Raw genomic sequence first — 22,967 nt, forward strand, 5'->3', positions numbered from 1 at the left:
CCCCGGCCCGCCGAGGCAAGAGCGAAGTTTCGTAGATCGGAGTGATGAATGCTTAATCTGGCCCATTTCCTGGACGTTACCGCAGCGGAGTATCCCGACACCACAGCCGTCATCCTGGATGATTTTCGACTGTCTTATGCGGAGATGGCCGCCGCCGCCAAGCGCGTGGCCAGCGCGCTGAGCGCCAAGGGTATCGGCAAGGGCGACAAAGTCGCCATGATGATTCCGAACACGCCACACTTCCCGATTATCTATTACGGGATTCTGCACACGGGCGCCACCGTGGTGCCGGTGAATGTGCTCTACACGCAACACGAAATCGAGCACTATCTCAATGATTCCGAATCCGTGGCCTTTTTCGCCTTCAAACATTTTGAGAATGAGGCCATCAAGGCGTTCCGCACCTGCGAAGCCTGCCGCCACTATATCTCGGTGAGCGCTCCGACCGATCTCGAGGCCCCGCCCGTCGGCGAAAACTTCATGCAATTGATCATGTCGGCGGAGGCCGAGTTTGACACGGTTCAAACCATGCCGGACGATACGGCGGTGATCCTTTACACTTCCGGCACCACGGGGGCGCCCAAAGGGGCCGAGCTGACCCACTTCAATCTGTTTTTCAATGCCTTTTATTCCACGCGCGAAATCACCAAGCCCAAGCCGGGGGACGTCTGCCTGGTGACGCTGCCTTTGTTTCACTCTTTCGGTCAAACCTGCCTTCTGAACGCCTCGGTCCTCGCCGGCGCCACCATGTCGCTGCTGCCGCGCTTCGAGACGGAAAAGGCCATGCAGGTCATTGAGCGCGACAAGGTCCGTTTGCTGGCGCTTGTGCCCACCATGTATTTCTTCATGTTGAACGAAGCGGACAACTGCAAGTACGACCTGTCCTCCATTACCCACGCGGTATCCGGCGGCGCGGCCCTGCCCGAGGAGGTCCATCGCCGCTTCCAGGAGCGCTTCGGCATCACGATTCTGGAGGGCTATGGCCTTTCCGAGACCAGCCCCGTGGCCACCTTCAGCCAGGCGGGTGACAAGCTTAAAGTAGGCTCCATCGGCAAGCCCATCTGGGGTGTGGATGTGGCCATCAAGAAAGATGACGGCAGCTTTGCCGCAGTGGACGAAGTGGGCGAGGTGGTGATTCGTGGGCACAACATCATGAAGGGCTACTACAACCGCCCCGAAGCCACCCGCGAGGCTATCGTGAATGGCTGGTTTCATACCGGAGACATGGGCCGGGTCGATGCGGAAGGCTTCTTTTACATCGTGGACCGCAAGAAGGACCTCATCATCCGCGGCGGCATGAATATCTACCCGCGCGAGATTGAGGAGGTACTCTACGGCCACCCCAAGGTGCTTGAGGCCGCCGTAATCGGTGTCCCATGTCCCATGCGGGGCGAGGAAGTTAAGGTCTACGTGTCCGCGCGCGAGGGCCAGTCCCTGGAGCCGGCGGAGATCGAGGCCTATCTCCACGAGCGGACCGCCAAGTTCAAATGGCCCAAGGAAGTGGAAGTGCTTCCAGAACTCCCCAAAGGCCCCACCGGCAAGATACTGAAGCGCGAGTTGCGCGGCGTGTGAGGCGCGTGCGTAGCCGTTCTTCGTACTGAACCCCGTCAGACCGATCAGTCCGATCCGATTGATCGGTCTGATTCGTATTCTGGCCCCCTTCCAATCACTATTCGACACATTTCCATAATTGTGGTATATACTGGTCGGTAGGTTTGGCCACCCGGTCCAGTCCAAATAAAACCCGAACTCGGGCGGTATAGTCACAGAGAGCGGACGTGTCAGACCACAGATCAGGAGAGGCAGCCTATGCAATTGGACGATAAAGCCAAACAGGCATCCCTGGATGTCGCCGAAGACGCCCGGGAAGCCGGGTGGCAGGCACCGAGTTTCGTGGCAGAGCTATTCAAAGGCAATTTTGACTGGAAGCATATCCATCCATTTCCGCTTCAGTCTGCCGAAGATCGACAAGTAGGGGACGAGTATATCGAAGTGCTCCGGGGTGTGCTCGAACAGCACATCGACCCCAGCAGCGTGGACCGGGACGGCGTCATACCGCGAGAAGCCCTGAAGGCGTTGGCCGCCGTCGGTGCGTACGGGATGAAGATCCCGAAGGAATACGGCGGTCTCGGTCTCAGCCAGACGAATTACAGCCGCGCCTGCGCGTTTATCAGCAGCTATTGCGCCTCCACGGCGGCGGGTATCACAGCCCATCAGAGTATCGGCGTGCCCCAGCCGCTGAAACTCTTCGGAACGAAGGAACAAAAAGAGAAGTATCTGCCGCGCCTTGCCAAAGGTGCCGTTTCCGCCTTTGCCCTCACCGAGCCTGGTGTCGGCTCGGATCCGGCTCAGATGACCACCTTCGCCGAACCCACGCCCGACGGCAAGCACTACATCATCAATGGGCGCAAGCTCTGGATCACCAACGGCACCCAGGCCGAGATCATGGTGGTCATGGCGCGCACGCCCTCCATCACGGTGAAGGGCAAAGAAAAGAAGCAGATCACGGCCTTTATCGTGGAAACGGACACTCCCGGCTTCGACGTAATTCACCGTTGCGATTTCATGGGCATTCGCGGCATTCAGAATGGCCTGCTTAACTTCGACAACGTGAAAGTGCCCGTGGAGAACATCATCGGGAAGCCTGGCGAAGGGCTCAAGATTGCCCTCGTCACCTTGAACACCGGTCGCCTCTCCATCCCCGCTACGGCCTCGGCCGGAGGCAAGGCCGCCATCCTCGCGGGCAGCAAATGGGCCAAAGAGCGCGAGCAGTGGGGCGCGCCCATCGGCAAGCACCAGAATACCGCCCAGAAAGTGGCCACTATCGCCGCCGACACCTTCGCCATGGAGGCTGTTACCTGGCTCGGCTGCGCCATGGCCGATAAGGGCGGCAGCGATATCCGCCTGGAAGCCGCCATGGCGAAATACTTCACCACGGTCCACGGCTGCAAAATAGCCGACGACTTTCTCCAACTGCGTGGCGGACGGGGATACGAAACTGCCGAGTCGCTGGCCAAGCGCGGCGAAGAACCCATTGCCGCCGAGAAGATGGTGCGAGACGCCCGAATTGCCCGCATCGTCGAAGGTACAGACGAGATCATGCGGCTCTTCATCGCCCGCGAGGCGATGGACGTGCATGTCAGCCAGATTATGCCCCTCATGATGCCCGGTGGCAACAAGGTGAGCCATTTCTTCAAGAGCTTCCTGCCGTTCTACGCGAAATGGTATCCGAAGCAGTGGCTGCCAGCTGGCGGGGGATACGCTACCAGCCATCTGGATCATCACAATCAGGCCCACCTTATCTTCATCGGGCGAAACGCCAAGAAGCTTGCCCGGGCCATGTTCCACACGATGGCGCGCTACCAGCAGAAGTTGGAGCGCGAGCAACTAATTATGGCCAATTTCGTTGATATCGGCACAGACCTCTTTGTGATGGCGGCGGTGCTGTCCTACGCCGATGCCCTGCTGCCCACAGTGGAACACAAAGAAGAGCTCCAGCAACTGGTCGATCTGTTCTGTACCGACGCCCAGGACCGGGTCAAAACCAACCTGAAGGCGGTCACGAAGAACCACAACAGTAAATACAGCAAACTTTCCAAAGACGCGATGGACGGCAAGTTTGACTGGATCTGCAGCGGCATCTATACCGAGGTGCCGCCCGGATACCAGAAATTCATGAACGAGAGCATCCACGCCTTCGAAGCGAAGCGCGGCAAGCAATCCCCCGCCGACGAAGTCCTGGAGCCGGAAGCCGCGAACCAGGCGTAGCCCCAACACTTTCCAAACGAATCCTTGCGCAAGAGGGTTCACCGGCGCGGACACTTCGGTGTCCGCGTTTTCTATAATGAAGGTTGCGTTCTGCGCGGCGGGGACTGCCTCGCCGCTGCCCACCTGGAACGCAAAGGCATCCGTCCCCTCCAGAGGGAAACCCCACGGGCGCAGTCAACAACAACCGGCGAGGCTGTCCCGTGGTGAGCGAGGTCGTCGAATATGCCGACGTTCCATTCAGAATAAGCAGCCGTTTTTTGTCTCAAATCGGGACAAATCGCCCCGCCGCAAGAGAAAAACACGGGCTATTCTGGACTTGATCACAATGCGCCGTCAGCCAGTGTACTAGATAAAATTCTATCTTGACAAGCGCACAGATTTTCTGTAAGGTTGCGACTCAGCGGCACGTGTCGCGGCAACACTTAATAAATATCGGGCAACCAACAGTAAGGACCAGGGCTTCCCCAATGTATCTCTTTTCGCGTCACCGTGCATTTTTTCGATGCATATCTCTCGTCACCGCATTGAGCTTCCTTCCCACCTCCGTGCAGGCGTGGTATTTCCTTCCCGCGTTTGCGGCATCTGCGGGGGGGGGGGCAACAGAATCTATTGATTTGGACACCCTGCTCGACATGGAGTCCTCCCTGCGCACCGCGTCCGAGCCCCGAATGCCGGAATCCCCCGCGCAACCTCTTATGCTGGCCGACGCCGGTCCCACAGGTATTCCCGCAGCCCCCATTCCCCTCCGTCCCGAATCGCTTACCGAGGGTACTGTCATTCCCGCACAAGCGGGAATCCAGGAAGGTGGCACAGGCGTCCCGCCTGTGGTTTCAGCGCCGCAAGGCGCGTCTCCGGTGCCCAGTCCCACCTTACCCCAACTCCCGCCCACGCCCGAAGGCCTCGCATCCAAACTCGCCCAATCCGAAGGCGTAGTCCCCAACCTGAACCTCGCCATCACCCCCGCGACCAATCGCCTCAAAGGCAAACTGGAAGAGCACCCGCAGCCCACCGCCGCCGCGAAGCCCAGCGCGAAAGTCGACTACGCGCCCGTGCCCCGCACCGCGAAAGCCCTGCCGAGCGCCGAAGACTTTCTCAAGCGCTTGGACCATCCCGAGCCGCTCCAGGCCAAGGTTAAAGTAGCCCAGCTAGGTGACGCGCCGCCCGCACCCCGGGTCAGTTCCCACCACTACCTCACCCACCCGGAAGTCTCGCCCGCCGCGCCCGAGCTCATCGCGGCCAACGAATTGCTCCTCGCGGGCGACTTCCTCGGCGCGCTCTTCAAAACCCTCGACGTGATGGATCAATACACCCACACGCCCCCCGTGCTCGATGCCCAGACCCAGTTCAACGACATTTTCAACGCCCTGATCCGCAAAGAGGAAGGGGGTGATTCCGCGCCCTTCCAAGTGGTCGAAGCGGGCCTGCCCCAGGGCAACGAGGCCCTGCTGAATCGCTTCCGCTCCGTGGAAAGCCGCTACGCCCTCATCGAGTTCTTCCAGCACCGCATGCTCCAGGGACAAAAGGCCGATAATGCCGAAAGCGCCCGCACCTACGCCGACCAGACCATGGATCTGGCGGATCGCACGATGCAGCAGGATAGCGCCCACCCGCTCCAGAGCGACATCATGCACTACTACTACGACACGGCGGTATACATGGGCGGCGAGACCTACGACCGCTGCGTGGCCTACCTGCAAAACGTCGTTCGGCAGGGCGAGCCCTCCATCGCCCGGTGGACCGGTCGCCTCCTGCTGGCCGAGGTCTACACCCTCACCGAAGACAACCCCGCCGAGCGCACCCTCGTCTTTGGCGGCCTGATCGACGAACTGGAAAGCGCGGGCGTGCAGGCAGCATTGGAAGACTCCGGTGTCTACGTCTGGCTCCAGGCTGCCATCGAATCCGAAGTGGGTCAGGCGTGGTATGCCCTCGCCGACTTTGACCGCGCCGCGGAACACTTCAACCGCACCCTTCAATACCCCAAAGGCTCGGAGGCCAAGGCCGCTTCCATGTATCTGCTGGCCGATATCGCGGCCCGCCAGAACCCCTACGACCCGGAAATCGCCATCGCCAAGTACCAGGAGTTCTTGACGCGCTTCCCGAAGGATGCGAATGCCGACGCGGGCCTGCTGAACATGGCGAGCCTCTATCACGCCTACGGCGACTATCCCCAGGCCCTCCAGCTCTATGGCGAAGTCCTGGAGCGCTACGGCGACACCCGTTCTGCTCCCGCCGCGCGACAGGCCATAGAGTACATCCTGGCGAATCAGCAGGATACCGTGGAAGTCGCCTCCACCAGAGCGCCGCAGTCCGAGGGCAAAGGCGAACTCGCCATGCACTGCGGACCCCAGGCCCTGCAAAAGTTGCTGGAATTGAAAGGTATCGCGAGCACTGTGGAAGAGCTTGCGACCCTGGCCGGAACCGACGGTACTGGCACCACTATGGCAGCCCTCTCCCGCGCGGCGGATGCAAAAGGACTCCCCCTCACGGGCATTCAGGCCAACGATCTTGCCGAAGTGTCGATACCCTTCGTCGCGCTGCTGGATGGCAACCACTTCGTCCTTGTCTCTCAAGTCGCGGGTGAACAACTGCGCATCTACGATTCCGGACAACCCGAGTCCGCGCTGAATCTCGCCACCTTCGCGAAGCGCTGGGCGGGCCAGGCCCTGGTGTTGGGCAACAGTGTTCCACCGATTGCGAAGGCGCTCCCACCGGCCGCGATGGAAGAATTGCGAGGAGGCGGGGGGCCGGTCAGCATCCCACCTGATCTGCCCAAATCTTCCGTTGGAATACCAACGATTGGAGTGAATTCTCCCGGAGTAAATGCCGAGATTGATCCATTTACGACGTCGCTGAATCTGAACGAGTTAGACTTGTCGCTCAAAACACGGGGTGCTTCGGGACTCGCCTTTAGTCGCAGCTACCGCGCGGAGAAAGGCTCCCCTCGTACGGAGACATCGAGTACCGCTAAGTGGTGGGAGAATAATATCGGCCTTGGATGGTCCCACAGTTATAACCTGCATTTGCGCACGTCTGGCGGGGCAACGCCGGGTACCGTGCTCTATTGGGACGCTCAGGGTATTTACCGGACCTACACCCTCGATTCCACTGCGGGCGGTTACAATATCTATAAGCGCTCCGCGACTGCGAATCCAGATGAGCTAGCCAACGTGCTGAAACGCAATACCACCACGTTGGCCTTCACGCTGGAAACAGGCAGTGGATCAAGAATCGAGTTTAGTCCTTCCACCACGTCGGGGGACTTCATCGCCCGCGTCGAATCCCTTGTGGACGCGATGGGGAATACTGTTACCTTTACATACGACAATGCCAGCGTGGCCTTGGGAAAATTGACCAAAGTACAGTCTCCGGCGGGAGATGCCCAACACCTGGCCTTCACCTACAGCGGCAACCTCATCACAAAGGTGGAGTTGAAGAAGAACAGCACCGTACTCAATTCGGTATCCTTTGCTTACAACGGATCCAGCGAATTGGTTACCGTCACCGACCACGCCGCAAAGACGGTGGAGTACGAGTACGGCACCAGCGGTAGTTTGTCTGGATCGCGTTTTATCACCAAAATTACGAACAAGAGGGGCGTGGAAACGGACTTCGCTTGGGCCTTTGGGCTGAACAGTCTTTCGCTCTACGAGGCCCATAAGATAGAAGTCGACAATGTGGACGGTCTCACCACAGTCTACGACAGAAGCATTACAACAAATGCGTCCACAAACACCAACTGGGATGGCGCGACATTACTTGCGAAGCAGGTGAAAACGCCGGTGACCGGAGACACGAGTCTTTCGCGATATTCCGACTACTACATTGATTCTACTACCTATGAACGCTGGACCAACACCTACGACGCAGATCGTAATCTAACAGAGGTGACAGCGCCCGGCAGCGTGGACTACGCGGAGTATACCTACAACGCTGTAGGCCAGGCACTTACGGCAAGCAACGGTACGGGGCCCGTGACGGAATACGAGTACGACCCATCAGGTCTCTGGGTTGAAAGCACCATCGATGGGGCGGGTATCGAAACCGTCAATGAGTACGACGCAAACCATAACCTCGAAAAGACGACCCATCCTTCTCTGGACGCTGCGGGCATCCAGCACGAATATGATGCCTATGGTCAGGTTACCAAGGACATAAGCCCGACAGGAGTGGAGACTGTCTATACGTACGATACTTTGGGCCGACTGGAGGAAACAGTACAGGATCCCTCTGGACTCGCCATTACCACAAGTTATGTGTACGATGATCTCGGCAATATGATTGAAATGACAGATCCGCGCGGGGAGGTGACGGAATACGAATATGGTGGTCCCGGCTGCGGTGGCTGTGGCGGCGGTTCGAAATTGATAAAGAAGACCGACGCCCTAAGCCATGAGACCGAGTGGATCTACAACGCGGACGGCCTCTTGGAGACCACCATTGACGCGGCGGGTATCGAGACCGACTACACTTACGACAGCATGAATCGCCTCACGACGATTACTCGCCCGGCGGGCAGCACCATCACCTCCACCATTGCCTACAACGCGTTGGGCCAGGTGGCTTCGCGCACGGATTTCGGCGGTAACATAACAAGCTACGACTATGATCACATGGGCCGGGCAGTCAAAGTGACGGATGCCGTGGGTGATATTGACTACGCCTACGACAGCCTCGGCCAGTTGGTTACGGTAAGCGATTCGCTCGGCCACGAGACAACCAACACCTATGATTCCGCGTTTCGTCTGACCAAGGTGACGGACGAAATCGGCAAGGAGATCCACTACTTCTATGATGCGGCTGGTCGCAAGGAATCGGTTGGTGCGGGCACTTCGGGCACGGTAGATCCAACGACCTATGCCTACAGCAGCACCACGGGGCAGGTTGAATCCGTGGAGTATGGAACGAGCACCTACACCGCGAACTACGAGTATGACGGCGAAGGTCGCCTGGTAAAGCTGACGGATTGGCTGGATGCCGTGGACGGGCTTCGCTATGGCTATGACGCCGTGGGCCGTCTTGAGACAATAACGGATTATGATGACTCCGTGCTCACTTACACTTACGACAACGCGGGGAATGTGTTGTCCATAGTGGACTACCACGGCAACACCACCGCTTATACCTATAACGACATCGGCCAACTGGCGACACTCACCGCGCCGGGCAGCAAGGTTTGGACCTACACCTATGATACGGGAAACCGACTGGCGCAGGTCGACATCCCCAATGGTATGCACACGGAATACACCTACGACACGTCGGGCCGACAGAACTCCATCCACCACAAGGACGGGACCACGGTCAAGCAGGGCTTCGACTATACCTTCGATGATGGCGGCAACATCACCCGCATCGACCAGGAGGATGGTTCCTATTGGGAATATGACTACGACGGTCGCGACCGCTTGACCGATGCCATTCGGGGCAACCATGCCACACCCACCATCCTGGCGACCTATGAATACACCTATGACGATGCCGACAACATGCTGACGAAAAAAGTCCCGTGGTATGACGACTTCGAGGATGGCAATCACACCGGCTGGTCGGGGAACACGGCGAACTATACCGTATCGGGCGGGGTATTGAAGAACACCCTTGATACGACGGTGCGCGACCTGTACCTGAGCGAGACGGATGCCGACCACGATCTGAGCTTCGATTATGTCCGCTACAGTAGCACCGGACGCGTGGATGTTTATCTTCGCACCATCGACGGGAACAACCGTCTCTATTTGGAGTTGAATCCAGGCAATATCAAATTGCAACAGGTAGACGGAGGCACTTCCTCTACGCTTGCAACTTACACTACAACGGTGGCCCAGAATACCTGGTATAAACTCCGGGCCAACTTGGACGGAACCTCGGTGAAAATCTACTGGGGTGCGGAAGGGGAGGACTTCAACGAGATCATCTCGACCACCACGACGAAGACCACCACAGTGCGCGCGGCTTACTTCCGCGCCCAGGCCAACTCCGAGCATGGCTTCGACAACATCCAGCTCATCGCGGGCACCCGAAGCACCACGGAAGCCTTCACCTACAACAACGCCAACGAGCAAATCACCCACGCGAAGAACGGCGTTACCACCACCATGACCTATGACGACTGGGGCCGTCTGGCGACCCGAGACGACGGCACCCACGACGCTACCTATGCCTATCGCTACGGCGGTAAGCTCTACAGCGTCACGAGCGACTTCCCCGGAGAAGGGAATGTGACCTACGAGACGGGCGGCGATGGGAACAGGAGATCGCGCGATGATGGAACTAGCTTTACTTGGTACAATTGGAAAAAAGACCAGGCAATACAAGAGGAAGGGCAAGGAACCGGGCTTGGTGATGGTCCATTGCTAAAGACACACATGAAGGGACAAGCCGATATTCTTGGAAGCAGTCCCGCGTCAGGCACGTACAATTATCTAGCGACAGACCACCTAGGTTCCACGCGGAGTGCGTACAATGCTTCAAGAATCGAATTGGGCACCGCAGATTTTGTTCCCTTCGGAGCCAGCCACGACAACACTTTGCCAGTAAGTGTTGATTCAGTATATGGGGGGCATGAATATGATGCGAGGGTAAATCTTTACCATGCTCAATACCGAGATTATTCCATAGATTCTTCACGTTGGCTTGCACGTGATCCCCAAGGTATGGTTGATGGACCTAACGTCTATGTCTACGCGGGTGAGAATCCTGTTACGAGAGTAGATATTAGCGGGGGAGAGTGGAGTAGTTATGACTTTGTATGGTGGTACTATTTTGGATGGGGTCAAAGCATAAACCTAAAGGATGTCGGGCTGCTGGATAACTATAGAGCTCACCACTTGGTGAAAAAATTTGTTAATGCACAAAAGCGTGACTTGACAACTCGCGCAACGCAATTTGCCGATAGGCTTGCCTTCAAGTGCTTTGTTACTGAGGGGTTGCGATGGGCTAGCGGCTCGGTAGGTAATTCTGGGAGCCAGGGGATAGATGTCGCAAGGGGGCCTGGCAGTGTTGATAACCCCTATACAAATCCATTGTGGTCCATTGGTTGGCATCGCCTTTATCAAAATGGCAGATGCTCAGTTGTGTTAGACTGCAGAACGAGAAAATATACCTATCAGTGCAGTTCAAATTTTAGCTTTAACGATAGTTTCCGAGATCCGACAGGATATGGGTTCGAAATGGGTATTGGAATACCCTACGACATACATGCCAATTGGAACGAACAATGGAGTGGAAGTGGAACTGCTTCGCCGATTATTACTGCCAACTAATGAATTGGCCTAGATTTACGGGGCGATATATTCTTAAAGTGTTTCCAACATCTCAGGAAGTGTGCCTCCTTCTTACCTGTCGGGCAGGGACGAATTCGATTTCGTCGTCACTGCGATTAAAAACTCATCAACCTGATCTGACCACTAGTATGATATATCTCAATGATCGACGCTAATTGCATTGCGAGATTTCGTGTTTCTTCAGGTCGTGATGTAGTGAAACTCTCATTGCTGATTGACTAGCTCAACAGCGAGTTCTAGGATAGTCAAAATGAAACTCAGCAAATATCTCGCCATTACGATTGCGGTGGGCGTGCTCCTGCTAGTTGGAATCCACCTTACGCGCAGGGATGCAAATCTCCTTGGGTTGCGACCTAGTGCCGCAGTGGCGGGGTACTGGTTGAGTATTCCCATGCTAGCCTTAGTGTTAGCTCTCGTATCTTCCAATGTGCGACGGCTTCAGCAGGGAATCGCTGTGTTGGGATACTACTTCGTATTTATGCTCTTTTGGGTTTTAGGAAAGCCTACGAATGACGTCTCGGGAGCCCAACATTTTCACGTTATTGTTGTTCCGGTGATAATGTTGCTTCTTCTGCCCATTGTGCTCTATGTTCAGTGGTGCGTATGGAGATTCCTTGATTGGAGGGCCGCCAGACACAATAAACATGGGGGAAACGGGGACAGTGACCTATAAAAGCCCTAGTCTGTCCCGAATGGCACTTACTTAACGGGAGTAATCGCAGATTATCGAGGGCCACGCCGGGTGCCACCCTCAAGCGGAGGAGCGCAGCGGGGGAAGCTTGTGGGTGTGGTGGGTTCAGAAAGCTAAACTTTGGACGATACTTTGTGCTGGTTTTTACTGGCTTTGAAGCAGTTTCTGTCGGCGTGAAGTCTCATCACCCACAAGCTCCCGCAGCGAAGCTGCCCCACTTGAGGGTGGCACCCGTGGAGTCTTTTTCTTCGCACCAGTCCTTAAGTAAGTGCCATTCAGGACTGTCCCCCGTTTTTAAAATCGCGGGACGGTCCCGCGAATTGTGGGGGCCTTCGTTCGGACAGTTGTTCCTGTTGGCGCGGGGGAGCCTGCGCTGTGCCCCTCTGCCTTGTCCGCAGGACGGTCCCGTCGGCTGCCCCATGGGGACTGCATCCTCCTGGCACGTGTCGTTCGATTGAAGTCGTGTCGCAGGGCCAGGTGGGCGTCGAAACTCCGGAGCCGGAGGACTGTTCCCCTGCGAAGCGTCCACACTACCGCGCCGCTGGCGCCGCCGTCGTTCGTGCACTCGCACGAAATCCTTCGAGCACGTCCATCCCCGCTACGTACAACTCTGTCTTGACCCCCAGCAATTCCAGCAAGGTATCGGTACTAAGGTCGCGACGGCGTGTCGTGCGGGTCTCCCCGCTAACGCCCGCTCGGGACAGGCTCCCGCCTCACGGTGCTCCTGTGCCGAGGCTCGGTGTGGTGAAGGGCCTCGGTCTGCCTTGCCCCAGCCGAAGTGCGCGCGCGGGTCCGTCCCCGGAAACCGCCTACCCAGGTGGACATACCGAATGGAATGCATACGGCGACTTTTCTATGGGTACAGTTTCCGATTGGGCTTTCGACGCTAGACGAGCCGGTCGTCGTGCAAAGAAAGAGGCGGCCCGAAGGCCGCCTCTGGCATTGTGTCTGTACACCCAGGGACTAGTATTCCTGGATGTTGATGTTCTTGAAGGACAGGTCGGTTGTCGGATCGTGGCCCTGGAGGTGGATCGTGCCGGGGCCGGGGACGTAGCCGTTCTTGCCGTCGTTTTCGGGGCTGAGGGGACGAGCGTCGTAGAAGTCGCTCACAAGGTAACCGTTGATCCACACGGCGGTATGGTTGCCGTCGGCCACGATGGTCTTCTGGAACCATTCGTGATCGGTGGAAACGACCTTGCGGGTCTCCTGGTTGCCGTAGTTGCCACCGGTACCGAAGTCGTTGGGGGCACTGCGATCATCGCCCTTCCAGTCGTTGCGGACCTGGGACTCGTAGCCCTTCCAGAACACACCCACGGGACCGCGGAAGAATACGCCGCTGTTAAGGCGTTCGCCGTTGGAGATAATGTCGAGCTGGAGGACGAAGTCCTTGTAGAGCCCGGCGGTCTCGATCTGGCCGTTGCCATTCTTAATGTTGATGGCGCCTTCGACGACGGAGAATTCAGACTTCTTCTCGGGGATGATGTTCCAGCCGTCGAGGTTCTGTCCGTTGAAGATGGGGGAGAGTCCCAGGGGGCGCAGCTTCACGTTCTGTACCGACAGGCTGAAGGGGTGAGCCCGGAAGCGGTGATAGCGGTGGTACTGGATGATGATATAGCCTTTGTCGCGGCTGGCCTTGACTTCAACGGGGGCGCCGTCGATGTTGGCTTCGATGGCATCGCCGACGGCCTTCACATGGATGGTGTGCCACTGGTTGTCGTTATTTTCATTGCCGTAGAAGATGGTGCCGCCGCCGTTTTCATTGGCGTGGCCTTCGAGACCGGCGCGGACTGCCAGGCCCATGGTGCCGGGGCCTTCCATTTTCACTTCGGCGCTCAGCTCAAAATTCTTGAACTGGCTCGTGGTGGCCACCCAGCCGCCGTCGCCGGTGCTGGCGGAAAGAACGCCGTTGCCGGCTTCCCAGCCGACATTGCCGAACTGGGTCCAGCCGAACAGGCTTTCTCCGTCGAACAGGTTGATCCAGTTGCCCTCGGCCACGTCGGCGGCCTGGACAGCCAGCGGCATCGCGGCGACGGCCGCGGCGAGCGCCAGCTTGCGTACTGTGCGAAACATGATATTCTCCTCTCCGTTAACTACTTTGGGTAAGAACTTGCGGGATTGCCACGGACGGGAAATATTCCCTACAATGACAGCCCACAAACTTACTAAACTGCGGCCCGAAATGCAATGAAGACCTGAGAGCGAACCAAACGATGTCTAAAATCACGGCTTTTCTCGTTGCCCTCATTTTCCTTCTGCCCGCCATGGCCGACGCTCCCCAGCCTCCCATCGGCGAGCCGGTGACGGGCTACCGGGGTATCTGGTACGCCAACCAGAAGACGAATAACGAGTATGTCTACAAATACAGCGGGGGCCTGGGCACCTATTGCGCCAACCACATCCCCATGGCGATATACGCCCCGGCGGTGAACAAGACCTTTTTTGTCTACGGCGGCACCTCCGAGACGGGCGATTCCCTCTGGGAAATGGTCTCCTGGTACGACCATGCAACCGGGGAAGTGCCCCAACCGGTCAAAATCATCGACAAGAAGACGACCGACGCCCACGACAACCCGGTGCTCTCCATCGACGCCGAGGGTTACCTCTTCGTCTTTGCCAGTGCCCACGGCAATGAGCCGCCCTCCTGGATCTTCAGGAGCCTGAAGCCCTATGACATCACGGCCTTCGAGCAGGTGGCGGATTTTAATTATTCCTATCCCCAGCCGTGGTACATCGAGGGGCAGGGCTTTTTCTTCCTCCATACCTGGTACAAGGACGGACGGGGCCTATATTTCCGCACGAGTCCGGATGGACGCACCTGGAGCGACCGGGTGGCCATGGCCCACATCGAAGAAGGGCACTACCAGGTAAGCTGGCCGTGGAAAGGGCGCGTGGGGAGCTTTTTCAACTACCACCCGGCCGGAAAAGGACTCAATTTCCGCACCAATCTGTACTACATGCACACGCCTGACCTCGGCAAGACCTGGTCGGCTGCGGACGGCGCGTCGGTATCCATACCCCTTACCGAAATTCAGAATCCGGCCCTCGTGCGGGACTACGCGGCCGAGGGACTGCTGGTGTATACGATGGATTTGAACTATGACGAAGCGGGGAATCCCCATCTGCTCTACATGACCGCGAAAAGCTGGGTTTCGGGCCCTGAGGGCGGTCCGCGCCTCTGGACGCTGGCCCGCTGGAATGGCACGGCCTGGGAATTCCACGAAATCACCGAGTCGGACAACAACTACGACTTCGGCTCGCTCTATATTGGGGAAAAGGGCCTGATCAGGGTTATCGGGGCTACCGAAACCGGGCCCCAGGCCTATAATCCCGGCGGGGAAATGGCCCTCTGGCAGAGCGAGGACTATGGCCAGACCTGGTCGCGGGTGCGGCAGTTGACCGGCGGCAGTGCGATGAATCACACTTACGCCCGGCGGCCTCTGGGCGCGCAGGACGGCTTTTTGTCCTTCTGGGCCGACGGACATGGGCGAGAGTCCTCAACGTCTCGCCTGTACTTCTATGACGCGCAGGCGTCGGAAGTGAGACAGTTGCCTTTTGAGATGGTCAACGAACGGGAAAAGCCGGTCGTTATAGCATTCCCGAGATAAGATGCAGCGTGGGGCACTGAACCAAGGCACACCGATAAATCCGGGTGCCACACAGGAGTAAAGAACGTGAAATCTAGTATGTGCAGGGCCCTTGCCACCATCGTGGCCGTTGTCGGCCTGGGAGTTTTTGGTTCCGCAAGTCAGGCGGCCCCTATCATCATGAGTCCGGCGCCGGTTTACGAGTTTGGCGAACAGGACAACGAGGGCAAGGTCACCCACGATTTTGTGATCAAAAATGCGGGCGACGAGCCCCTCCAGATCACGGAAGTAAAGACGACCTGCGGGTGCACCGTCGCCAAACCGGAAGTCAACACGCTGGCGCCGGGCGAAGAAACCAAGGTCGGGGTAACCTTCAACCTCAAGGGCAAGCAGGGCCCGCAGACCAAGAAGATTACGGTGCTTACCAACGATCCGGAAACGCCTCAGTACTACCTTGAGCTCAAGGGTACGGCCCTGGCCCTGATCATGATGGAACCGGGCATGCTCAACTTCGGCAAGATTATCGACAACGAGCCCCACGTCCTTCCGATTAAACTGCACACCACAAAGGAGGGTTACTCCTTTGAAGTGAAAGAAGTGACGGTCGAAGGCGCGGCCCCGATACAGACGGTCGTGGAAACGGTTACCCCCGGCAAGGAATACAAGATCATCGCCACCACGAATCCCAATCTCATGCCCGGCAACATCAGCGGGACCATCAAGATTACCACCAGCGAGACCACCCGTCCGCAACTGGAAGCACGGGTCTTCGGTCATGTCATCGGGGCGCTGACGGTTCAGCCGAATTTCGTCACGATCCAGTCCAGCACCGATCCAAACGCTGCCCGTTCGACCCAGTACCTCCAGGTGGTCGCCGGTCGGACCAAATCATTCGAATTGCTGGAAGTCATCGCGCCGATCGAAGGCATGAAAGCCGAACTGATCAAACGCAAGGAGAATGACTACCACATCAAGCTGAGCGAGATGCCGCTGGACAACTCTCTGAAGGACAAAGAGCTCATCGTGCGGACCAATCTGCCCGACACGCCCGAAATTCGCATCCCCTTCAAAGTCCGGCCGGCCCGGGTGACCCAGGTGGGGAGGACGCCATCGCGCATTCCCAAGGGAACGGTCACGGAGCCCACGCCCGTGGTAAGCACGGCGGTTCCGCCCCAGCTTCCGGGCGCAGCGGCACCCGCGAAAGAAAGCGAAAACTGAAGTTCCGAGAATCCGGCCCCGGTAGTAATCAGGTCTGCTGCCGGGGCCTTTTCGTTGAAACCGCTGGTCGAGGGGCCCAGTCTAGTCCAATCAGCATCCGGATAGCGTTCCGGCAAAGGAGAGCAGCTTGAAAGTCCGCCCGATCTCAAAAATACTGGTACCCCTCTTTCTGGGTCTCGCACTGGCCGATACCGGCGTTGTAGCGGAGTCCCAGGCGCCCAAGGCCGCGGCGGAAACCGCCCTGGACCGCTACGTGCACGCGCCCGATCCCAGCTTTTCCTGGAAAGTCGAGGGTTCATTGAGCAAAGAAGGGGTCACCCAGTATGTCCTGAACATGGTCTCCCAGAACTGGCGCACCCCTGAAGAGGTCGACCGGACCGAATGGCGACACTGGGTTACGGTTACCGTCCCGGACGAAGTGAAATATGACACGGCCCTGCTTTTCATCGGCGGCGGCAACAATGGAAACGAAGCGCCCGACGAAATCAACAAAGAGTTCGCCCAGATGGCCAAGCTGACCAGTTCGGTCGTTGTCGAATTATCCATGGTGCCCAACCAGCCCCTTGAATTCGCGAAGGATGGCAAGAAGCGCACCGAGGACGATCTCATCGCCTACACGTGGGACAAATTCCTCCGCACCGGCGACGAATCCTGGCCCGCGCGCCTGCCCATGACCAAGAGCGCGGTCCGGGCGATGGACGCGGTGCAAGCCTTTGCCGCGACGGACGAAGCCGGCAAACATACCATCAACAATTTTGTGGTGGCCGGCGGATCGAAGCGTGGCTGGACCACGTGGACGACGGCGGCGGTGGACAAGCGGGTCGTGGCCATTGTGCCCTTTGTGATCGACCTGCTCAATATCAAGGAGTCTTTCAAGCACCACTGGGAAGCCTATGGCTTCTGGGCGCCGGCCGTGGGTGACTACCAGAATGCCGGTCTCATGGACTGGATGGGTACGCCGGAATACGACGCCCTGCTTCAATTGGTAGAACCTTACAGCTACATTGACCGCTACACCATGCCCAAGTTTATCGTGAACGCCTGCGGCGACCAATTTTTTCTGCCCGATTCTTCGCAGTTCTATTGGGATGATCTGAAAGGGGAGAAGTACCTCCGCTATGTGCCCAACGCCGGTCACGGCCTTGATGGTTCGGATGCGCTGTACTCCCTCGTGTCTTTTTATCACTGCATTATCAGCAAGACCCCGCTGCCGCAATACAGTTGGGCCTTCGAGGGCGATAGCCTGGTCGTAAAGTCGGCGACGAAGCCCAAGTCCGTGCGCTATTGGTCCGCCACCAACAGCGAGACCCGCGACTTTCGTGTGGACGTCGTCGGCAAGATCTGGAAGGACAAGAAGGTCAAGGCCGAGGCCGACGGCACCTATCGCGTGAAACTTCAGACCCCCGAAAAGGGGTGGACCGCGCAGATGGTCGAGTTGACCTTTGAAGGCCCGGGAGGGACCGCACTGAAGTACACCACGCCGGTGAAGGTGCTCCCCGAGACGATGCCCTTCACCTACACCCCGCCGGCGGTATTGCCGAAGGGCTACCTGTCCAAGTAAGCAGTAAGAAAAATGCCGCCCGATATGAATCTATCGGGCGGCATTGATTTTGGACTACAACTGCTTCGCGTTTCGGGCCTGCAAGGCCTGAACAGCCCGTTTCACATCTTCCGTCTGGTCTTTAGGCACCACGAGCACAGCATCTTTCGTCACCACCACCACCAGATCCGTCACGCCTATCACCGCCACCGCCCGGGCGTCCGCACCTTCATCGTTATACACGATACAGCCTTCGCTGTCGATAAGCACCGGGTCACCCTGGGTTACATTGCCCTGTTCGTCCGCTTCGCGCGAACGTTCGAGTGCCGACCACGTGCCGATATCGTCCCAGGCGAAGGTGGCGTTCACCATGGCCACTTTGTTGGCTTTTTCCATCAGGGCGTAGTCGATGGAAATGCTGATGAGCCCTTCAAAAATCTTGACGACCTTATCATTGTCGCCATCAGCCTTGGCCGCCGCCATCGCGCGAATCGCCTGGCCATAGGCCGGATCCGCCGCGTCGAATTCCTTTACAAAGGTCGCGATGTTCCAGAAGAACATGCCGCTGTTCCAGAAATAGTCGCCGCTGGCCACATAAGACTTGGCCACGTCCAACGGGGGCTTTTCGCGGAAGGCCTGCACCGTAAACGACTGAGGTACGGAGCCGAGGTCCTGCGGCTTCTCATCGAGAATCGCCTGAATGTAGCCGAAACCCGTTGATGGCCGAGTCGGCGGAATGCCGATGGTGCCGAGTACGGGTTCGGACTCCACGACACTCAGAATCTTTGAAACCGTTTCCGCGAAAGCCTTATTGTCGCCGATACGGTGGTCGGCCGTGACCACGGCCATGCTCAGGTTGCTTCCATCGCCGCCATAGCGCGCAAGCATGTGGGCCGCGGCATAGGCCAGACAACCCGCCGTATTGCGTCGGCAGGGTTCCGCAATCACATTCTCATCGGGAATGCCAAGTTTGGCGGCCCGAATTGCCGGAACCAGCTCTTCGCTGGTCTGCACGTAGATGTGCTCCGGTGAGATAAGGGGCGTAAGGCGGTTTACGGACTCATGGAGCATGGTGTCCGTCGGGCTGGTAAGCCGAAGCAATTGCTTCGGGTGAAGTCGCCTGGAAACCGGCCAGAATCGCTCGCCGGAACCGCCCGCCATAATGACCGCTATGCGTTGTTGTGTATCGGTGGAACTCACCCGAATCTCCTTCTATGAAAAAATGGTCTGGTGCCGAACGTACTGCAACCCCGACGGGGCTTATCATAGCGGTTTCCGTCCTTCGATGTGAACTGGATGACGTCGCCCGTTGTAGTTGCCGCGCGGCGGATGATACGATCAGGGCTCCCTTCCAACCCCGTGACAGGCGCGGCCTGTACTCTGGAATCTCGACATGACCCGCGACACGAAGATCCTTCTGGGCCTGCTCGCCCTGGCCGCCCTGGTATTCAGTCTCAACGCCGGCGGCTACGACCTGTGGCCGCCCGACGAGCCACGCTACGCCGAAGTGGCCAGGGAAATGGGGGAGACCGGCTATCTCGTTCCCCGCGTCAATGGCGAGGTGTACACCGAGAAACCGCCGCTCCTGTTCTGGTCCATGGCGGCCTTCGGAGCGCTCCTGGATGAGACAAACGAGTGGGCGGCGCGCCTTCCCTCGATTCTCTCGGGCATATACGTCGTGGGACTTGTCTTTCTGCTCGCACGACGCATGTTCAACGCGGAAGTGGCCTTCTGGGCCGCCATCGTGCTGATCACGTGTTTCCGTTTCTGGTATCAGGCCCGAAGAGGCCAGATCGATGTACTGCTGACCGCCTCCATGATCACGGCCCTCTACGCCTTCTGGCGATGGGATGACGAACGAAAGAGCGCCTGGCTCGCCCTCGCCTACACCGCGATTGGCGCGGGCATGCTCGCCAAGGGGCCGCCCGCCCTCGTATTCCCGCTCCTCTTCCTCGTCGGATTCTACTGGAAGAAACCCGAGCCCCGTAAGCAGACCCACTGGGTCCTGGGTTCGCTCTTTGCCATCGGCGTTACCCTCCTGTGGTACGTGCCGGCCCGTATGTATGGTGCGGATACTGCCGCGGAAGCCGTGCAATCGGGCATGGGGGAGAATCTCTTTCGAAACACCCTCGGGCGCTTCCTGTTGGGCGTGAGCAAGGCCCAGCCCCCCTGGTATTACCTTGAAACCCTGCCGGTGGACTTGATTCCCTGGACCTTCATCGCGCCGCCGGTGCTCTATTGGGCCTGGAAGAGCCGAAAGTCCTCCAAGGCCATGTGGGCCATCCATTCGTGGCTCGTGCCCGCACTGATCTTCTTTTCCATATCCATCGGAAAGCGGGAGCTCTATCTCCTGCCCCTGCTTCCCGTTTTCGCCATGCTCTTCGGTGCCGCCATAGTCCATCTGCGCAAAACAGGAAACCTGAAGTGGCTGCTGCGCGGCGGCGTCGCCTGGTCCGTCTTGCTGACGCTCTTTGCCGTGGCGCCGGTGGCCCTGGCCTTCAGCCCGATCGAGGCGCAGGCGATCTGGCGCGTATACCTGCTTGCCGGCGCGGGGGCCGTCACCGGGCTGGCGGGAATGCTGTTGCTCCTGAAACGCGGGGGCGCTATGACGCCGCCGGTCATGGCGGTTCAGACGCTCTTGATCTATAGTCTGGCGGTTTTCACCGCTTATCCCGAGATCAACCATTTCAAGTCCGCCCGGCCCATCTGTGAACCCGTGCGGGCCCTGGCCGAGGCCGGTGTGGACTTCAAGCTGTATTCCGTCGGCTTTTCCCGCGAGGAGTACGTCTACTACGCCCGACACTTCCACACCCCCGTGCTCACCGGGCTCGTGGGCGAGATTACACCCGATACGATCATGGAGCAGGCCAAACTTCAAAAGGACGCCAGAAAGACCATTGCCAAAGCGGTGGACGAGGTCCCGGTTGCAAACCTTCAACACGTGACCCCGGAAGAGCGGCAGGCCCTTTTTGACGCCATTGAGTCGGCCGTCGCCGGGCACGAAGATGAGGCGGCCATCCGCGCCTTTGAAGCCGATCTCCAGAAGGCCATCGCGGATTTTATTAACCTGCTCAAAGAACCAGCGCCCGCCTTCGCCTTTATACAGGAAGAGGACTGGCGCTGGCTGTTACCGCTCTATCCGGGCGAGATTCCCGCCACGATTCTGGTGGACCGCCCCGTGGGGAGCCGACACGTACTGTTGCTGGCCAATGATGCAGCTACGGCGCTTCTCAACCCACCCAGGTGAGGATGTGTTCGATGACGAAGGGCCCGGTCAAAATCACCACCACGCTGGCGACCACGCCAATGATACCGCCGGAGATCATCATGTCGCGATTTCGAACTTCGCCCGTGCCGTAGGCTATGGCGTTGGGCGGTGTCGAGATGGGCAGGCTCATGGCGAAGCTGGTCATGATGGCGCACATGGCCGCCAGTACCTGAAGCTGAATCGTGGAGCTGCCAATACCGGCAGCCATGGCCAGGCCAATGGGGACTAGAATCAGGGCGGCCACACTGTTGCTGATAACCGTGCTCAGGCCGATGGCGATGAGACCTACGAGGCCGGTCAACATGAAGAAGTTCAGCCCCTGCGATGGCAGCGCCGCGACGACCCACTTGTCCAGGCCGGTGCTGGTGATGCCGTCACCCAGGGCGACACCACCCGCGATCAGCATGAGGATGTTCCACTCGAGGCGGTTAAAGTCCTTTTCCGAAATGACGCGGGTCATGGTCAGGACCGCGGCGGGAAGCACGGCCACTACTTCCGTCGGAATTCCGTGCCAGGAACCGGTCACCCAAAGAATCACCGTGATGGCAAAGGTCAGATAGACCGTCATGGCTTCCGGGGTGGCCTTGAAATTGCTCTCGACCTTGACCTCAAAGCGATCGGTGCGGGGTTTGAAGAGGACCACGAGCAGGAACCAAACCAGCACGAGAGAAATCAGCATCAAGGGGACGGCGAAGGCCATCCAGCTCACAAAGGAAATATGCAGCCCGGCGGTCTGCAACTGGGCAAGGGCAATGGCATTGGGCGGCGTGCCGATGGGGGTGCCGATACCGCCGATGTTCGCCGCAAAGGGCACCGCCAGGACCAGGGCCTTCCGGAAGCGATCACGTTCCTGCAAGCGATCCACAAAGGGTTGCACCATGATGAGCATCATGGCCGTCGTCGCCGTGTTGCTCATCCACATGCTGAAGATCGCCGTGATGAGCATGATGCCCGCCAGTACGGCCAGGGGGCGCGATCCGAAGGCGCGGAGCATCAGGGCCGCCATCTGCACGTCGATTCGATGCTTCTGAACCGACTTCGCCATGATGAAGCCGCCGAGGAACAAAAAGATGACAGGGTTGCTCAGGCTGTTGAACACTACCTGATATTTCATGTGCGCCCCGACATCCGTCGGCAGGGCCACCCACCAGGACTCCAGGGCAATCACGCCGAGGCTGGTGGCGAAAAGGGGAATGGCCTCTGTGATCCACAGGACCACCGCAAGGGCGAAGATGGTCGCCATGCGCCGCGCCCCCTCTTCCATCGTCGCGGGCATAATGAAATACACCCCGGCGGCCACAAGCAGCGCAGCAAAAGCCAGAACCGTGTTCTTGAATACACTGCGACCGATGTTCTCTTTCTGTGCCGAACCGTGTTCAGCATTCGCTTTACTCGACATGGCGAGTCAACTCCTTCGCGTGTCTGACTACTTCAAATTCCCGCCCCGGCGAGTTCAGACGTACTCTGCGGGCGGTGCCCGTCGAAGTTATAGGAGCATTTTCCGTGCCGCAGCACCGCTTCCGCCAGACGGCGTGATCTCACCGAAATCGTGACTTCCTGGAGCCCTTTGATATAGTTGGTCGGGTCAACATTGTTCAATTTGACCATAGTTGCG

Annotated in this window: 10 protein-coding genes; 7 read left to right on the forward strand and 3 right to left on the reverse strand. The window is 58.3% G+C overall.

From position 1 onward, the window contains the following. Positions 1-48 precede the first annotated feature (48 nt). The 3 genes from JNK74_02455 (at position 49) to JNK74_02465 (ending at position 11,030) form a co-directional block, all read left to right on the forward strand. Positions 49-1,572, forward strand: coding sequence for a long-chain fatty acid--CoA ligase (locus tag JNK74_02455; protein MBL7645029.1), 1,524 nt, complete (start codon positions 49-51; stop codon positions 1,570-1,572). A 237-nt stretch (positions 1,573-1,809) separates the two neighbouring features. Further along, entirely contained in the window at positions 1,810-3,768 is a 1,959-nt protein-coding gene (locus JNK74_02460) for an acyl-CoA dehydrogenase family protein (GenBank protein MBL7645030.1), read from the forward strand. A gap of 614 nt (positions 3,769-4,382) precedes the next feature. Continuing rightward, positions 4,383-11,030 (forward strand): tetratricopeptide repeat protein, encoded by a 6,648-nt coding sequence (locus tag JNK74_02465; GenBank protein ID MBL7645031.1) that lies wholly within the window; start codon positions 4,383-4,385, stop codon positions 11,028-11,030. A gap of 1,675 nt (positions 11,031-12,705) precedes the next feature. Here the strand turns inward: JNK74_02465 and JNK74_02470 are convergent. Next, positions 12,706-13,812 (reverse strand): DUF1080 domain-containing protein, encoded by a 1,107-nt coding sequence (locus tag JNK74_02470; protein MBL7645032.1) that lies wholly within the window; start codon positions 13,810-13,812, stop codon positions 12,706-12,708. 140 nt (positions 13,813-13,952) lie between these two features. Between JNK74_02470 and JNK74_02475 the strand changes: the two genes are divergently transcribed. The 3 genes from JNK74_02475 to JNK74_02485 all read left to right on the forward strand — a co-directional run bounded on the left by JNK74_02475 (position 13,953) and on the right by JNK74_02485 (position 18,105). Continuing rightward, positions 13,953-15,347 (forward strand): BNR-4 repeat-containing protein, encoded by a 1,395-nt coding sequence (locus JNK74_02475; protein MBL7645033.1) that lies wholly within the window; start codon positions 13,953-13,955, stop codon positions 15,345-15,347. A gap of 66 nt (positions 15,348-15,413) precedes the next feature. Further along, the gene (locus tag JNK74_02480) at positions 15,414-16,544 is read left to right on the forward strand and encodes a DUF1573 domain-containing protein (protein ID MBL7645034.1); all 1,131 of its coding nucleotides are present in this window, start codon (positions 15,414-15,416) and stop codon (positions 16,542-16,544) included. A 127-nt stretch (positions 16,545-16,671) separates the two neighbouring features. After that, positions 16,672-18,105, forward strand: a complete 1,434-nt coding sequence (locus JNK74_02485; protein ID MBL7645035.1) for a PhoPQ-activated pathogenicity-related family protein — start codon at positions 16,672-16,674, stop codon at positions 18,103-18,105. A 54-nt stretch (positions 18,106-18,159) separates the two neighbouring features. On the opposite strand, the gene JNK74_02490 is transcribed toward JNK74_02485, so the two are convergent. Next, the gene (locus tag JNK74_02490) at positions 18,160-19,245 is read right to left on the reverse strand and encodes a mannose-1-phosphate guanylyltransferase (GenBank protein MBL7645036.1); all 1,086 of its coding nucleotides are present in this window, start codon (positions 19,243-19,245) and stop codon (positions 18,160-18,162) included. A gap of 232 nt (positions 19,246-19,477) precedes the next feature. On the opposite strand from JNK74_02490, the gene JNK74_02495 reads away from it, so the two are divergent. Then, positions 19,478-21,331, forward strand: coding sequence for a glycosyltransferase family 39 protein (locus tag JNK74_02495; GenBank protein ID MBL7645037.1), 1,854 nt, complete (start codon positions 19,478-19,480; stop codon positions 21,329-21,331). Here JNK74_02495 and JNK74_02500 read toward each other — a convergent pair. After that, complete coding sequence (locus JNK74_02500) at positions 21,315-22,751, reverse strand: DASS family sodium-coupled anion symporter (GenBank protein MBL7645038.1); 1,437 nt, start codon at positions 22,749-22,751, stop codon at positions 21,315-21,317. The genes JNK74_02495 and JNK74_02500 overlap by 17 nt on opposite strands. Positions 22,752-22,967: the final 216 nt, after the last annotated feature.

The organism is Candidatus Hydrogenedentota bacterium (assembly GCA_016791475.1).
Taxonomy (GTDB): domain Bacteria; phylum Hydrogenedentota; class Hydrogenedentia; order Hydrogenedentales; family JAEUWI01; genus JAEUWI01.

What these genes read in the sequence shown, in the direction of transcription:
- JNK74_02455 (MBL7645029.1), top strand. Translation starts at nt 49, where the DNA reads ATGCTTAATCTGGCCCATTTCCTGGACGTTACCGCAGCGGAGTATCCC.
- JNK74_02460 (MBL7645030.1), top strand. Translation starts at nt 1,810, where the DNA reads ATGCAATTGGACGATAAAGCCAAACAGGCATCCCTGGATGTCGCCGAA.
- JNK74_02470 (MBL7645032.1), bottom strand. Translation starts at nt 13,812, where the DNA reads ATGTTTCGCACAGTACGCAAGCTGGCGCTCGCCGCGGCCGTCGCCGCG.
- JNK74_02475 (MBL7645033.1), top strand. Translation starts at nt 13,953, where the DNA reads ATGTCTAAAATCACGGCTTTTCTCGTTGCCCTCATTTTCCTTCTGCCC.
- JNK74_02490 (MBL7645036.1), bottom strand. Translation starts at nt 19,245, where the DNA reads ATGGCGGGCGGTTCCGGCGAGCGATTCTGGCCGGTTTCCAGGCGACTT.
- JNK74_02495 (MBL7645037.1), top strand. Translation starts at nt 19,478, where the DNA reads ATGACCCGCGACACGAAGATCCTTCTGGGCCTGCTCGCCCTGGCCGCC.
- JNK74_02500 (MBL7645038.1), bottom strand. Translation starts at nt 22,751, where the DNA reads ATGTCGAGTAAAGCGAATGCTGAACACGGTTCGGCACAGAAAGAGAAC.